The organism is Faecalibacterium sp. IP-3-29 (genome assembly GCF_023347335.1).
GTDB classification, from domain to species: Bacteria; Bacillota; Clostridia; order Oscillospirales; family Ruminococcaceae; genus Faecalibacterium; species Faecalibacterium duncaniae.
Map to the genome: position 1 here is coordinate 2625633 of NZ_CP094471.1, position 14548 is coordinate 2640180.

The 14548-nt window shown below is 61.0% G+C and carries 11 protein-coding genes and 1 other annotated feature; all 11 genes read right to left on the reverse strand.

Annotation, left to right across the window (positions count from 1 at the left end; all coding sequences use genetic code 11):
* Nucleotides 1–45 precede the first annotated feature (45 nt).
* The gene (gene metA, locus MTP40_RS12545; RefSeq protein WP_227612829.1) at nucleotides 46–984 is read right to left on the reverse strand and encodes a homoserine O-acetyltransferase MetA; all 939 of its coding nucleotides are present in this window, start codon (nucleotides 982–984) and stop codon (nucleotides 46–48) included.
* A 186-nt stretch (nucleotides 985–1170) separates the two neighbouring features.
* Nucleotides 1171–2445: an O-acetylhomoserine aminocarboxypropyltransferase/cysteine synthase family protein gene (locus MTP40_RS12550; protein ID WP_097771608.1), complete on the reverse strand. Its 1275-nt coding sequence runs from the start codon at nucleotides 2443–2445 to the stop codon at nucleotides 1171–1173.
* Nucleotides 2446–2670: 225 nt separating this feature from the next.
* Nucleotides 2671–3327 (reverse strand): methionine ABC transporter permease, encoded by a 657-nt coding sequence (locus MTP40_RS12555; RefSeq protein ID WP_154276926.1) that lies wholly within the window; start codon nucleotides 3325–3327, stop codon nucleotides 2671–2673.
* Nucleotides 3324–4337: a methionine ABC transporter ATP-binding protein gene (locus MTP40_RS12560; RefSeq protein ID WP_156067288.1), complete on the reverse strand. Its 1014-nt coding sequence runs from the start codon at nucleotides 4335–4337 to the stop codon at nucleotides 3324–3326. The genes MTP40_RS12555 and MTP40_RS12560 overlap by 4 nt, the downstream gene beginning before the upstream one ends.
* A gap of 150 nt (nucleotides 4338–4487) precedes the next feature.
* Complete coding sequence (locus tag MTP40_RS12565) at nucleotides 4488–5414, reverse strand: MetQ/NlpA family ABC transporter substrate-binding protein (protein ID WP_035394877.1); 927 nt, start codon at nucleotides 5412–5414, stop codon at nucleotides 4488–4490.
* 113 nt (nucleotides 5415–5527) lie between these two features.
* Nucleotides 5528–5787, reverse strand: a binding site (T-box leader).
* A gap of 81 nt (nucleotides 5788–5868) precedes the next feature.
* Nucleotides 5869–7671 carry a molecular chaperone DnaK gene (gene dnaK / locus MTP40_RS12570; RefSeq protein WP_249259481.1) on the reverse strand — a complete coding sequence of 601 codons (1803 nt, stop codon included), beginning with the start codon at nucleotides 7669–7671 and terminating at the stop codon, nucleotides 5869–5871.
* Between the two features lie 97 nt (nucleotides 7672–7768).
* Complete coding sequence (locus MTP40_RS12575; RefSeq protein ID WP_207684590.1) at nucleotides 7769–8830, reverse strand: SseB family protein; 1062 nt, start codon at nucleotides 8828–8830, stop codon at nucleotides 7769–7771.
* 127 nt (nucleotides 8831–8957) lie between these two features.
* Nucleotides 8958–9590, reverse strand: coding sequence for a helix-turn-helix domain-containing protein (locus tag MTP40_RS12580; protein ID WP_117477145.1), 633 nt, complete (start codon nucleotides 9588–9590; stop codon nucleotides 8958–8960).
* A 418-nt stretch (nucleotides 9591–10008) separates the two neighbouring features.
* On the reverse strand, nucleotides 10009–10995 hold the full coding sequence (locus MTP40_RS12585; RefSeq protein WP_227611172.1) for an Ig-like domain-containing protein: 987 nt from the start codon (nucleotides 10993–10995) through the stop codon (nucleotides 10009–10011).
* A gap of 250 nt (nucleotides 10996–11245) precedes the next feature.
* On the reverse strand, nucleotides 11246–11785 hold the full coding sequence (rbr, locus tag MTP40_RS12590; protein ID WP_249259482.1) for a rubrerythrin: 540 nt from the start codon (nucleotides 11783–11785) through the stop codon (nucleotides 11246–11248).
* Between the two features lie 134 nt (nucleotides 11786–11919).
* A complete protein-coding gene (locus MTP40_RS12595) occupies nucleotides 11920–14535 on the reverse strand; it encodes a cell envelope biogenesis protein OmpA (protein ID WP_249259483.1) in 2616 nt (871 codons plus the stop codon).
* Nucleotides 14536–14548 lie beyond the last annotated feature (13 nt).

Sequence of the window (14548 nt, forward strand, 5' to 3'; positions counted from 1 at the left end):
CGGCTTCCCCATGGGGGAGCTATCGCCGCAGGCGGTTGAAGGAAGTCACTCCTCAGAGTGCTTCACGCGCTGCATCTCTCCCAGATCATAGGGGGTGTTCTGGTAGACGTAGTAGTTCAGCCAGTTTTCATACAGCAGATGGGCGTGCGCGCGCCAGCGGAAGAGCGGCGGCTGGCTGGGGTCATCGTTGGGGTAGTAGTTTTTGGGCACTGCAATGGGCAGGCCCTTGGCAACATCCCGCTTATACTCCGCATCCAGCGTGTATTTGTCGTACTCCGGGTGGCCGATGACAAAGATCTGCCGGCCGTTCTCGGTGCTCATCAGGAAAGGCCCTGCCTCATCGCTCTCGGCAAGGATGCGCAGCGCACCGCAGTGGTCGATATCCTCCCGGCTCATGGCGGTGTGGCGGCTGTGGGGAGCATAGAACACCTCATCAAAGCCGCGCACCAGCGGGTTGGAGGGCCGGATGACCCGGTGCTCGAACACGCCGAACATCTTGGCAGGCAGCAGCTCCTTGCGGATGCCGTAGTGGTAGTACAGGCCCGCCTGAGCACCCCAGCAGACATGCAGGGTGGAATAGACGTTCGTCTCGCTGAAATCCATGATCTCGCACAGCTCCGGCCAGTAATCCACCTGCTCAAAGTCCATGGTCTCCACCGGAGCGCCGGTGATGATCATGCCGTCGTAGCGGTTATGCTTCACCTCGTCGAAGGTCTTATAAAAGGCCTCCAGATGAGCCGCCGAAACGTGCGTTGCCTCATGGCTCATCGTCTGCAGCAGGGTCATGTGCACCTGCAGCGGCGTGTTGGCCAGCAGCCGGGCAATCTGGGTCTCGGTGGCGATCTTGGTGGGCATCAGGTTCAGGATCAGGATCTCCAGCGGGCGGATATGCTGGGACGCTGCCCGCTCCCGGTGCATGACAAAGACGTTTTCCTCGTACAGGGCATCGTAGGCTGGGAGCGTTTTCGGGATGATGAGGGGCATAGATGGTTACTCCTTTGGTGCGGATATTGATAGCGGCCTCGCCCTCTCCGTCACGGCTTACGCCGTGCCACCTCCCCCAAAGTGGGAGGCCTTGGCAAAACCACAAAGTTTATTTTTCGCCAGAGGCTCCCCCTTTGGGGGAGCTGCTGAACGAAGTGAAGCTGAGAGGGCGAGCCCGTTTGCCTTTTAAATCTTATCCAAAGCCTGTGCGATATCTGCGATCAGATCCTCGGCGCTTTCCAGACCGCAGCTCATGCGCACCAGCTCTGCGGGCACACCGGCGGCTTTCAGCTGCTCATCGTTCATCTGGCGGTGGGTGCTGGAAGCCGGGTTCAGGCAGCAGGTGCGGGCATCGGCCACATGGGTCTCAATGGCAGCCAGCTTGAGCTCCTTCATAAAGGTGCTGGCAGCTTCGCGGCCGCCGGCCAGACCAAAGCTGACCACGCCGCAGCTGCCATTGGGCAGATACTTTTCAGCCAGTGCGTGGTAGGGGCTGGACTCCAGGCCGCAGTAATTCACATAGGCCACCTTGGGATGGCTTTCGAGGAACTTTGCCACAGCCATGCCGTTGGCGCAGTGGCGCTGCATCCGGACATGCAGGCTTTCCAGGCCGAGGTTCAGCATATAGGCATTCATCGGGGACTGCATGGAGCCGAAGTCCCGCATCAGCTGAGCCGTTGCCTTGGTGATAAAGGCACCCTCTTTGCCAAAGCGTTCGGCGTAGGTGATGCCGTGGTAGCTGTCGTCCGGGGTGCACAGGCCGGGGAACTTCTCGGCGTGGGCCATCCAATCGAACTTGCCGCCGTCCACGATGGCACCGCCCAGCACTGCGCCGTGGCCGTCCATGTACTTGGTGGTGGAGTGGGTCACGATATCCGCGCCCCACTCAAAGGGGCGGCAGTTGACCGGCGTGGGGAAGGTGTTATCCACGATCAGGGGCACGCCGTGGGCGTGAGCAGCCTTGGCAAACTTCTCGATATCCAGCACGGTCAGGGCGGGGTTGGCAATGGTCTCGCCGAACACCACCTTGGTGTTGGGCCGGAAAGCGGCGTTCAACTCCTCCTCGGTGCACAGCGGGTCCACAAAGGTGGCCTCAATGCCCATCTTCTTCATGGTGACAGAAATGAGGTTGAAGGTGCCGCCGTAGATGGTGCTGGATGCCACGATATGGTCACCAGCCTCGCAGAGGTTGAACAGGGCAAAGAAGTTGGCTGCCTGACCGCTGGAGGTCAGCATGGCGGCGGTGCCGCCCTCCAACTCGCAGATCTTCTTGGCCACAAGGTCACAGGTGGGGTTCTGCAGGCGGGAGTAGAAGTAGCCGTCGGCTTCCAGGTCGAACAGCTTGCCCATATCCTCGCTGGTGGCATATTTGAAGGTGGTGGACTGGATGATGGGGATCTGGCGGGGCTCGCCATTGCCGGGCGTATAACCGCCCTGCACACAGATGGTATCACGGTTCATTGCAACATACTCCTTTACTGGGTTTGTCCGAATAGTACAATTCCCCGCAGGAGCACATGCCTCCGGCGGGGAATTGAAACGTTGAATTTAAACTCCTGCTCCGAGGGCGAAATGAGGAGAGAACTCCTTCCGTCAAAGCCTTTCGGCTTTGCCACCTCCCTCAAAGAGGGAGGCTTTAAGGCTCCCTCTCCGAGGGAGCTGGCGCACGAAGTGCGACTGAAGGAGTTACTTCCTCAGCCGCTTATCGCTTCTGGTGGCCCAGAAGGTGCCAACGGTCTGGAAGATCTGCACCAGCAGCACCAGCAGGATGACGCAGACGATCATAATGTTGGTCTGGTAGCGGTAGTAGCCGTAGGAAAGGGCGATCTTGCCCAGACCGCCGCCGCCGATGACACCGGACATGGCCGAGTAGCCCAGAATGGTGGTCAAAGCTGTGGTCATGCTGGAGATCAGGCCGGGCAGGCACTCGGGGATCATTACCTTGGTGATGATCTGGAACGGGGTCGCACCCATGCTCTGGGCGGCTTCCACCACACCCTCATCCAATTCGCGCAGGCTGGTCTCCACCAGACGCGCCACAAACGGGAAGGCCGCCACCACCAGCGGGACGATGGTGGCCTTGGTGCCTACGGTGGTGCCCACGATGATACGGGTCAGCGGAAAAACGCAGATCATCAAGATCAGGAAAGGCACACTGCGCAGGATGTTGATGATGATATTCAGCAGGTGCATCAGCCAGCCGGGCAGGGGCAGAATGCCGTCCTTATCACCGGCCACCAGCAGCACACCCAGCGGCAGGCCGATGACCAGAGAGAACGCGGTGGAGAGCAACGTCACATAGAAGGTCTCCCAGATGGCAAAGCCATAATCTGCAATGGTCATTCTCCGGTCACCTCCTCCACCGTAATGCCGGGCTGCGCCCGCATGTAGGCAGCAGCCTGTTTTGCTTCATCCAGGTCAGCGGGCAGCTTGAGCAGCATGGAGCCGTAGCACTGGCCGCTCAGGTCGCGGGTATCGGCGCTGAGCACCGACACCAGAATACCCTTTTCGGCGGCAAGGCTTGCCACCAGCGGTTTTGCGGCGGAAGAACCGTTGAAGGTCACACGCACCACATGATCGTCCGGCGCAAAGCTGGATAGGTCACGGGCTGCGCTGCCGCCGTTGGGAGCCACCAGACGCTTTGCCGCGGCGGTCTTGGGGTTGGCGAAGATCTCCTTCACCTCGCCCTGTTCCACCACAACGCCGCCGTCCAGAATGGCAACGTGATCGCAGATCTCCTCCACAACGCTCATCTGATGGGTGATGACCACCACCGTGATGCCCAGCTTCCGGTTGATGTCCTTGATCAGGGTCAGGATGGAGTGGGTGGTGTTGGGGTCCAGCGCGCTGGTGGCCTCATCGCAGAGCAGGACCTTGGGGTCAGTTGCCAGTGCGCGGGCAATGGCAATGCGCTGCTTCTGGCCGCCGGAGAGCTGGGCCGGGTAGGCGTTGGCCTTATCGGGCAGGCCCACCATTTCCAGCAGTTCCTTGGCGCGCTTTTCGGCTTCCTCTTTCTTCACACCTGCCAGCTCCATGGGGAAGCAGATGTTCTTCAGGCAGCTGCGCTGCATCAGCAGGTTGAACTGCTGGAAGATCATCGTGATCTCCCGGCGGCGCTGGCGCAGCTGGGCGGGCGTGAGCTTTTCCATCTCCACGCCGTCAATGACCACGCTGCCCTCGGTGGGGCGCTCCAGTAGGTTGATGCAGCGCACCAGCGTGGATTTGCCCGCGCCGGACATGCCGATGATGCCGTAAATCGAGCCATCCGGGATGGTCAGGCTGATGTCCTTCAGCGCATTCACTGCGCTGTCCTTCATCTGGAAGGTCTTGGAAAGGTGTTTGATCTCGATCACAGAAATTGCTCCTTGCTGTTGAATAAACTCCTTCAGTCAAACCCTTGCGGGTTTGCCAGCTCCCTCATGGAGGGAGCCTGAAACAGAACGGTCAGGCAAAGGCCCCATCCCCGAGGGGGCTGTCACCGCAAGGTGACTGGGGGAGTTCGCTTAACCCTCGATCGGGCTCAGGTCGCTCTGCTTGCCGCCGTAGATGCCCATGGGCTCAACGTGGATCCCGGCAACGGAGACCAGGTGGGTGCCCTTCTCCTCATTGAAGTTGTCCAGGTAGGGCTGATGCTGGAAGTAGTTGGTGTCGCACTGGCCATCCTCAACGATGGTGTTGGGGATCACATAGTCATCGTACTCCTGGATGTCCAGGGTAATGCCCTTGTCGGCCAGGATCTGCTTGCAGACCTCCAGGATCTCGCAGTGGGGAGCAGGGGTGGCAGCACAGCTGACGGTCTCGCCGTTCAGTGCGTCATAATCAATGGAAGGATCATAGCCGTCGGTGGGGTCCTCCACAACGGAGACCACAGCGCCGCCGTAGCTCTCGGTCATAAAGTCCTTGACCTGCTGGCTCTGCAGGGCAGCGACCAGAGCCTTGATCTTGGGCTCCTCCTCATTGCCTTCCTTGCAGACCAGAACGTTGACGTAGGCAGAGGTGCCATCCTCCATGGCCAGAGCGTCGGTCATGGGGTCCAGACCGGCGGAGATGGCGTAGTTGGAGTTGATGACAGCGTAGTCCTCATCCTGCAGGACGTTGGGCACCTGAGCAGCCTCGACCTCGTCCACATTGACATTCAGGGGGTTCTCCTCGATATCATTCTTGGTGGCGGTCAGGCCTGCATCTGCCTTCAGCTTGAAGAAGCCGTTCTTCTCCAGCAGGGTCAGAGCGCGGGCCTCGTTGGTGGTGTCGTTGGGAACGGCGACCTTGATCTTGTCCAGCTTGGCAGCGGTGGAGGCAGCCTCAGAGGATGCAGCGCCGGAAGCGGCGGAGCTTGCGGTGGAGGAAGAGCCGCCGCAGGCGGTCAGGGCAGCGGCAGCAGCGGCCACGCCGGAAACTTTCAGAAAATTACGACGAGTGATCTTAGACATTTTGTTTTCCCTCTCTACTTTTACAAAAATGTTTTTGTGCGGTGCGGCACAATCCGCACCCTTTGCACCGGAAGCAAAATAAAAAACGCTTCCGTCCTCAGCGGGCATACACCCACAAGGACGAAAGCGTAAAACTTCCGTGGTACCACCTTGGTTTACTGTCCCCTCACAGAGACAGCCTCACTGCTGCGGCGTTTTGCAACGCGACAACCGGACGCTGTAACGGGCGCTCCCGTCGCAGGCTTAGCACTCTTGCACTTCGCCCCCGCGGCTCCGAGACCATTTTCAGTTCCCTGTTTCCTGCCCTTTTCCACCGCCCGGGCTCTCTGGAAGGATCAATGCGAAAACCTACTCTTCTCTTCACAGCCATTTTTGTGATATTGCATACATAATACCCCACTCTTCCGGGTTTGTCAACCCTTTCAACGAAGTTTTTCAGTAGGGAATTGCCCGCTTACTGCCGGTCGGCATCCTGCTCCGTGCTGTACAGCACCATCAGGTGGTTGGCGCTGGCTTCCAGCTGGGATTTTGCCTGACGGAGGTTCGCTTCTTCGGTCTCGTTCATCTTTTCGGGCTTATCTTTGCGCAGGCAGCGGCGCAGGCTGGCAAGGTCGTTCTTGACTCGGTTCTTCTCGTCCTTGTCCAGCTCCTTTTTGCACTTAGAGAGGGCCTCATCCACCTTGTAAGCCAGCATCTCGGCCTGATTGTGGAGCTCCAGCCGCTCCCTGCGGCGGGTATCCTCCTCCTCGTAGGCGGCGGCATCGGCCATGGCGCGCTGGATCTCGTTCTCAGAAAGATTGGTGCTGCCGGTGATGGTGATGTTCTGCTCCCGGCCGGTGCCCAGATCCTTTGCAGACACCTTGACCACGCCGTTCACATCAATGTCAAAGGTGACCTCGATCTGGGGCTTGGAGGAGAAGCCGGAGCGGATGCCGGTGAGCTTGAATTTGCCCAGGCTCTTGTTGTCGCGGGCAAAGTGGCGCTCGCCCTGCAGCACGTTGATCTCCACGCTGGTCTGCATGGGGCGGGCCGTGGTAAAGATCTGGCTCTTGCGGGTGGGAATCATACTGTTGCGGGTGATGAGAGGAGTGGCCACGCCGCCCAGTGTCTCAATGGACAGCGTCAGCGGGGTGACATCCATCAGCACAAGGCCCTGCGCGGCCGCACCGGTGGCACCGGCCAGCTTTCCGCCGCCCTGCAGCAGACCGCCCTGCACGGCGGCACCCATGGCCACGCATTCATCGGGGTTCAGGGTATGGCTGGGCTCACAGCCCAGCAGCTCCCGGACCTGCCGCTCCACAGCTGGCATCCGGGTGCTTCCGCCCACCAGCAGGACTTTGCCCAGCTGGCTGGCGGAAATCCCGGCATCCCGCAGGGCGTTCTGCACCGGCTGAACGGTGCGGGCCAGCAGGTCACCGGTCATCATCTCAAACTGGGGGCGGCCCAGGTTCAGATCCAGATGGTGGGGGCCATCCTTGCCCACCGCGATAAACGGCAGGTTCAGCTGGGCGGAAAGCGCACTGGAAAGCTCCTTCTTGGCCTTTTCCGCTTCCTCCTTCAGGCGGCCCATGGCGGCGGGGTCCTTGGTCAGATCGATGCGGTCAGACCTGCGGAACTCCGCCACAGCCCACTCAACGATGCGCTCGTCAAAGTCATCGCCGCCCAGATGGGTATCGCCGCCGGTGGCCAGCACCGTAAAGGTGCCGTCCTCGATCTCGATGATCGAAACATCAAAGGTGCCGCCGCCCAGATCATAGACCAGGATCTTCTGGGGAGCTTCGTTGTCCAGGCCGTAAGCCACCGCGGCGGCGGTGGGCTCGTTGATGATGCGCAGAACATTCAGGCCCGCAATGCGGCCCGCGTCCTGAGTGGCCTTGCGCTGGCTGTCGTCAAAATAGGCAGGCACCGTGATGACGGCCTCGGTCACCGGTTCGCCCAGATAGCTCTCGGCATCGCGGCGGATCTTGGTCAGGATCATAGCGCTGATCTCCTGTGGGGTCAGGTCTCTGCCATCGATATGCACCCGATGATCAGAACCCATGTACCGCTTGATGCTAGACACCGTACGACCGGAGTTTGTGGCGATCTGGCGCTTTGCCGCGCCGCCCACCAGACGCTCGCCATCCTTGGTAAAGGCCACCACGCTGGGGGTGGTGCGCTCGCCTTCGGCGTTGGTGATGACCACAGGCTTGCCGCCCTCCACCACCGCCACGCAGGAGTTGGTGGTGCCAAGGTCGATTCCGATCACTTTGCTCATAGTGCTTGTCCTCTTTTCTTCGGCGCAGAATATTTCCTTGAATATCTTACCGGTTTCCTATGACGATTTCTTAGAACAAATGTAAAGAAACTGTGTTTCAGGCGTTTTTATCGTCGGCCAGCAGCTGATCGGTCAGCAGTTCAGCCTCCCGCAGCCAGTCGGCAGCATCCGTTTCGCCCTCGGCCTGCAGGATCCGAAAGCCCTGCACGGCTTCGGCCACCTGCAGCAGCGCCTTTTTGCGGGAGAGGTACTGGGTCTCGTACTGGGCAAGACGCAGGCAGACCTGCGGGGTGTAGGCGATGTCCGGCACCTCCCGGGCAGCGCTCTGGGCGCGGCGGTAGTATTGCAGGGTCTCCGCCATCTCCCCGCCCGATGCGGCACAGTCATCCCCCAGGGCGATCATGGCCTGCACCTCCCCGGCCTGCGCGGCCTTTTTCCACATCCGCCGGGCCTGGGTCTTATTCTTCCGGACACCCCGGCCATAATACAGGCAGTCCCCCAGGGCAGAAAGCGCCTCTGCGCTGCCCGCCTCGGCGGCGGCAGTGTAGCTGGCCGCTGCCTCCGGCCAATCTCCGGCCCGGGCGGCGGCGTGCCCGGCTTCCAGCTCCTGAGCGCCGGGGTTGTCGCTTCCCCGCTCCGATCTCAGCAGCCCGCTGAGCAGGGAGACATCCAGCGTGGCAGAGCTTGTCCACGGGTCCAGCACTACACCATCGATGCCGTCCGTTTCCAGCGCATACTCCATGGCGCTGCGCAGGCTGCGCTCCACCATGGGGCGGGTTGCGCTGGCCTTTTCCGCCTCGGCGTTCTTTACCGAGGTGAACAGCGGCAGATAGTGCCGCTCTTTCCGGGCGTGGAGCAGCCAGGGCGGCAGGCCCTCAGCCCGCTCCTCCGGGATGGGCAGATGCGCCCAGGGGGCGGCCCCGCTCTGGGGGTCCACCGCCGCATCCAGCGGCACCAGTACCTTGGTCTGCAATTCCAGCGCATAGTTCAGGGCGTTCATCAGGCTCCAGAAATGTTCCTCGTTCTGCTCCCGGTACAGCCGCGCCACGGCCTCCTCCACAAACGGGCAGCCTGTGCCCACCGGCCCGTACTGCGGCGCAGTCCGCTTTTTTCCGCTGCCCACCGGCCGGAAGCGCCGACCGCCCATGTTGTATGCCATTTGCCTCACCCTTCTTTTTCATCAATAGGATAAGTATAGCAGGAATCCGCAAATTTCACAATATTTTCCCGCAGGCAGCCGAACGCAAAAACAGCAGGCGGCTGCACATGGCCGTCTGCTGTTCGGTTCACTCTTCTGCCGGTTTTGCCGCATCGTCCAGATAGTCCTCGATGCTGCCGATGCTGTACCGGTTCTCGTTGGCTTCCACGCTCCGTGCACTGGCATCGTAGCAGGCTTCCAGAATGGGCATCACTGGCTGCTGGCCCTCCGGGTCGGTCAGATGTCCGATGGCCCGGGCCTCATAGTAGTTGTCGATGATCTGGTTCACGATCCGTTTGCGGTCACGGAGCGGAGTCTGCAGGTTGGCCAGCTGCTCCTGCCGGATGCCGCAGCTGTTGCTGCCGTGGTCACCGAACAGGATGTAATACTCCTGCTCGATCTCCAGCGGTGCAGCCTGATGCAGATAATAATCCGCCAGTGTCCTCCGCTTCTTTTCGGTGCTGAAGCCCTTGATATCCTCCATGCCGCGCGGAAAGAGTTCCGGATGCCGGATCCACATTTCATAGGGCCCCACCGGCAGGTGCAGAGTATCGAATACATCCAGATAATCCTCCAGCGCAATGCGGATCTCGCCCCGCTCCCATTTCTGAATGGTGCGCTTGTCCCGCCCCAGCATATCCGCAAGCTCCTGCTGGGATCTGCCCGCCACGTTCCGGGCAAAGGCAATGGCTTCCCCGATTCGGTTCCGGTAGTTGGTCATATTCTTTCCCTCCTGACACACACTTGTCCACCAGGCATTCCAACGTCTGGCGACATAAAATACTTTCCTCTGGATAAAAGGATACTGGTTTGTCCCGCCTTCTGTCAAGAGTCGTGAATTCAATCCATTTACGTCAAATTCTTGTAAAATGTGTCAAACATGCCGGACAGCCGCCTTTTTTGCAGCGATTTCGCCGCTCTGTGGGGCAGCCGCTCCCTGTCTTAAACAACGTTCGAGCCATTTTGTCCTTTTTCACCTGCCGGAGGCGGCCGGATGTGTCAGGTACACCACGCCATGCAACGCAAAATATTTTTTGAAAAAAATTCCTCTTCGGCAAGTTTTTCCCAGCGCATCCGTTTCCATACACGCAAAAACCGCCCATAGCTGTCAAAAACAGCCATGGGCGGGTGCTTTTTCTTTATGCCAGTTTATTCAGCCTTACGGCAACGTAGGGGTCAGGGAGCTTGAGCTCGTCAGCAAGGTCGGCTTCAGATTCGTACTTCTCCGCCGCCATGCCCACCACAACGCTGCACACGTCAAAGCGTCCGGCGGGCGAAAGGGCCGTGACCTTGGCTTCTCCATCGGCAATGGCGGTCACCACGCCATCCGCATCCACGGTAACGACACCCGGGTTGCTGCTGACCCATGTAATGGGCACGCTGCCGCCGCCTTCCACCGCAACGGTGGCCGTCAGGCGCTCCTGGGTGCCCACGATGCGGAGCAGCAGGTCACTCTTGTTCAAAGTCACCTTGCCGATATCCGAAGTCACCGTGACGCTGCACCGCAAAGCCTGGCCGTTGGAGACCATTGCCGTGATGGTGGTGGTGCCCGCCGCCTGAGCCGTGACAAGGCCCTTGTCGCTGACCGTAGCCACCTCAGGGTTGCTGCTCATCCACTGGTAGACATAGAGAAAGGAGTGGTCGCTGTTGGTCAACTGGAGCTGATGGGTGGGGTGCAGGTCATTGTACTGCAGCACAAGGCTCAGGCTGGTGGTATCCAGCGTGGGCTTTTTTCTGGCTGATTCTTCATTTTTGCGGGTCACGGTCACCTTGCAGGCGGCACGTTCGCCGTGGTCGGAGATGGCGGTGATGATGGCAGTGCCTGCATTGCGGCCCGTCACCTTGCCGTCGCCATCCACCGTGGCAACATTGGAGTTGCTGCTCATCCAGACGATGAAGTAATAATCGCTCTGGCCGCTGGTGTACAGGTAGCCCTTGGGGCGGGGGTCATCATCGGTGATCTCCAGCTCCATCTCGGTCAGCTCCAGTTCCAGCTTGGAGCCGGTTCCGGTCAGGCCTGTCAGCACACCGGGCGCGGCCTGCGCGGGCAAAGGGGCAGCCAGCAGGGCCCCGCTCAGAGCCAGCAGGGCCAGAAGCCGCCCCGCGGTTTGGAATTTCCATTTCATTGGGTCGAACTTCCCTCCTTGTTTCATCCCATGGGATCAAAGGAATGCCGCACACATGGAAAAATTTCGCGTCCATGATTTTTCTCACTACTGATTCATTTTACACGTCCGGCCAATGTGGGTCAAGTTCTTCGCCCAAAGTGCTGTGCTTTCGCACCCGATTTCGTCGGGAATGCCAGTTTTTCCGGAAAATTTTGTGCAAAAAGAACGCCGCAGTCCCGGCGTGGGAGCTGCGGCGTTCCGGACAGGATCAATAATTGTGCTTTTTCAGCTCAAAGTAGCTCTGGGGATGTGCGCAGACCGGGCACTTCAGGGGAGCCGACTTGCCGATATAGGTGTAGCCGCAGTTCCGGCACTGCCAGACCTGCTGCTCTTCCCGGGCAAAAACCGTGTTGTTCTTCAGGTTCTCGGCCAGCTCACGGTAGCGCTCCTCGTGCTCTTTCTCGATCTGCGCCACCATGGTGAACAGGGCAGCCAGCTGGGTAAAGCCCTCTTCCTTGGCCTCTGCGGCCATCCGGGGGTACATCTCGGTCCACTCGTCGTGCTCGCCGCCGGCTGCCATTTCCAGGCAGGTCATGGTATCGGGGATGGAGCCGCCGTTCAGGGCCTTGAACCACATCTTGGCGTGCTCCTTCTCGTTGGCAGCCGTCTCCTCAAAGATTGCTGCCAGCTGCTCATAGCCCTCCTTCTTGGCCACGCTGGCGAAGAAGGTATACTTGTTGCGGGCCTGGCTCTCGCCTGCAAAGGCTTCCCACAGGTTTTTCTCGGTCTTGGTACCCTTGAGTTCCATATTCGTGCTCTCCTTTTGTTTGTGCGGTGTATCATTTCGCCGCCGGTGACCGCCGGGGCGTTCCTTCTGCACTGATTATACCAGAGTTCCGAATTGAAATCAAGAATAATTCCTATTTATTTTGAGAATATCTCTCAGTTATGCTGTTTCAGGGCGCAGACCGCAATGCTCAAAGCACTCCATGCCGCCTGATACATCAGGACAGCTGCCACCGACAGGGTGCCGATGCTGCCCGCGTAGGTCAGCAGAACACCGATGACCACCGAGAACCAGACCGAGACCATCTGCACCGTGGTGGCGCTCGTCTCGGCGTTCTGGGCCTTTTCCGCCGCGCGCAGGCCGCCGATCAGGCTGGCAAAGCCCTTATCATGCAGCATACAGCAGCGGGCGGTCTCGTCCGGCTGGGCAGGGGTCAGCGCGCTGCACTGCTCCTGATCCAGCAGGGTGATCATCCCCTCGGGCAGATGATAAGCCTCGGTGATGTGGCGGGCCGTCAGGCTGGGGTCCTCACAGGTGACCAGCAGGCGGATGTTCTCCCGCTGCAGCACCTCCAGACCGCGGGCGGCGTTGCGGCCGCCCACATAGTGGAGCACGAACATGGCGTGCAGGCTGCCGGAAACAGCCAGATACAGGATCTGCAGCGTGCCGTTCTGGGAGTGCTCATCCTCGTACTCCTGCTCAGGCAGGGGCACGCCCTCCCGCTCCATGTACAGCCGGTTGCCGATGAGCACCCGGTTGTTATCGCACCAGGCGGCAAAGCCAAGGCCGTGGTGGACCTCCAGATCCTTCACAGGGTACAGGATCTCGGTGCGGTCCTCGATGATCTGGCGGAACAGGCCCCGCAGGGTCTCGCAGCTGTGGTTGAGGATGCTGGCCGCATAGAGGATGGCACGGTCGATGCGGCCGCCCTTGAAGATGCGGATGTCCTCCAGATTCACGCTGTCGGCGGTAAAGAGCTCGTCGGCATCCACCTGCACGGTGTCCACGCCGCCCAGCTCCTCAATGGCGGCCCAGCCGGGCACCACGGCACCGGCGGCGGCAGCGGTCTTTTGCAGGCGCAGAGACGCGATGCCCGCAACCAGGGTGGAGGACAGCGGTGCACCCATGCAGAGCATGGAGGTCAGGGCTGCGGCCATGCCGTTGGGCCCGCCGCCAAACAGCAGGAACACCAGCCCGCTGAGCACGGCAGCACCCAGCAGGATCAGGGCTGTCTTGCGGGCGCGGCGCTCACTGGCGCGCTCCCCGAAGCTCTGCTCCACCAGCGCCTCGTCCCACTGGACAGGGCGGCTGAGCAGCACCCAGGGGTCTTTCTGATCCAGGCTCCGGGCCAGCACCCGGATCAGGTCCTTATCCCGGACACGGAACGCGCCCTGCAGCCCCTCAGGGGATCGGGCGGCAAGGTCATAGCCGTTTCTGACGGCAGTCAGCAGGACACGGCTGCCCAGCAGGGCCAGGAACAGGCCCAGTGCGGCCACGCCGGAAAGCAGCGTCCAGCTGGAGTTCTGATAGCTCTGGGCGTTGAGCAGGGCGACCGCAGCCTGCGCCAGCGCACCGCAGGCGGCCAGCGCCGGCATGGTGTCTGCACTGGGGCGGCCCTTGAGGCCCTGCAGGCCATCCCGCAGGACAGGCCAGCCCACAGCCAGCGCACCGGCCAGAAAGAGCAGGTTGGCGGCATAGAACGCCGCCGGGGCGATCACGGGGTCAAGGGAGGCCACGGGGGCCAGCAGCCCCTCGGCAACAAGGCCAAAGTGGAGCAGTACCACGGCAAGGATGCCCTCCAGCACACACCGCAGCGTCAGCTCCGCGCCCATCCGGCGGAGCTTCTCCCCCACCTGCTCGGGCGTTTCCGGCTCGGCTTCTTCTTCAGGCTTCTCCTCAGCCTCCGGGGCGGCAGGGGCCGCTTTCTCAGCAGGCTGGGCCGGGGCCTCCTCTGCCGGGGCGGCAGGCCGGGCGGGTGCTTCGTCCTCTTCCAGTCCCATCAGCGGCAGGCTCATGCTGTCGTCCTTGCTGGGGGCCTCGGTGCGGGTAGGGGCCTGCGGCTCGTTCTCGTCCGCGCCCTTGCCAAAGAACTGGAAAGCCGTTTCCGGTTCCGGCTCAACCTCTGGCGCGGCTTCCGGGGCAGACTTTGCCTGCTTTACCGACTGATCCTCGGCAAACACCATGGGGATTGCCGGGCCCTCAGGCGCTGCGGGAGCTTCCGGCTCCACGGCCAGCACCTCTTCGGGGGCATCCTGCATTTCCTCCACCGGGGCGGGCTTGGGGGTGCCATAGAGCATGGCCTTGAGTTCGGCCATCTCTGCATCCTCCTGCTGCTCCTGCGGGGTCAGGGGTTCCTGGCGGCGGGGCGGCTCCGGCTTTTTCTCGGGCTGGGGTGCGGGCCGGGGTTCCGGCTTCGGCGCTGCGGGGGCTTCCGGCGCGGTGGGCAGAGCCACAGGCTCTGCTTCCTCCAGCTCTCCGGGCTCCAATGCCAGCTCCAAGTCGGCCTCGGCTTCTTCCTCATGGCCCAGCACGATCTCACCCGTGGGCGGCAGCTCATTCTGCACGGCCGGGGCGGCGGCTGGCTCCTCTTTGTCCTTTTCGCGGTGGAAGAGTTTGCCCAGCAGGCTGCCGGTATTCTCCTTTTCCTCATCGCGGCGCTTCATCTCTTCGGGCACCTGTGCCACGCTGGTGCTGAAAAACGTGCGGAACTTCTCGTTCTGCGCATCGATCTCTTCCTGTGTCAGCTCTTTGCGCTTATCATCCTTTGGCATCCTAGTCCCTCCC

Coding starts and splice junctions, on each gene's coding strand:
- metA (WP_227612829.1), bottom strand. CDS start 984: ATGCCCCTCATCATCCCGAAAACGCTCCCAGCCTACGATGCCCTGTAC.
- MTP40_RS12550 (WP_097771608.1), bottom strand. CDS start 2,445: ATGAACCGTGATACCATCTGTGTGCAGGGCGGTTATACGCCCGGCAAT.
- MTP40_RS12555 (WP_154276926.1), bottom strand. CDS start 3,327: ATGACCATTGCAGATTATGGCTTTGCCATCTGGGAGACCTTCTATGTG.
- MTP40_RS12565 (WP_035394877.1), bottom strand. CDS start 5,414: ATGTCTAAGATCACTCGTCGTAATTTTCTGAAAGTTTCCGGCGTGGCC.
- dnaK (WP_249259481.1), bottom strand. CDS start 7,671: ATGAGCAAAGTGATCGGAATCGACCTTGGCACCACCAACTCCTGCGTG.
- MTP40_RS12575 (WP_207684590.1), bottom strand. CDS start 8,830: ATGGCATACAACATGGGCGGTCGGCGCTTCCGGCCGGTGGGCAGCGGA.
- MTP40_RS12580 (WP_117477145.1), bottom strand. CDS start 9,590: ATGACCAACTACCGGAACCGAATCGGGGAAGCCATTGCCTTTGCCCGG.
- MTP40_RS12585 (WP_227611172.1), bottom strand. CDS start 10,995: ATGAAATGGAAATTCCAAACCGCGGGGCGGCTTCTGGCCCTGCTGGCT.
- rbr (WP_249259482.1), bottom strand. CDS start 11,785: ATGGAACTCAAGGGTACCAAGACCGAGAAAAACCTGTGGGAAGCCTTT.
- MTP40_RS12595 (WP_249259483.1), bottom strand. CDS start 14,535: ATGCCAAAGGATGATAAGCGCAAAGAGCTGACACAGGAAGAGATCGAT.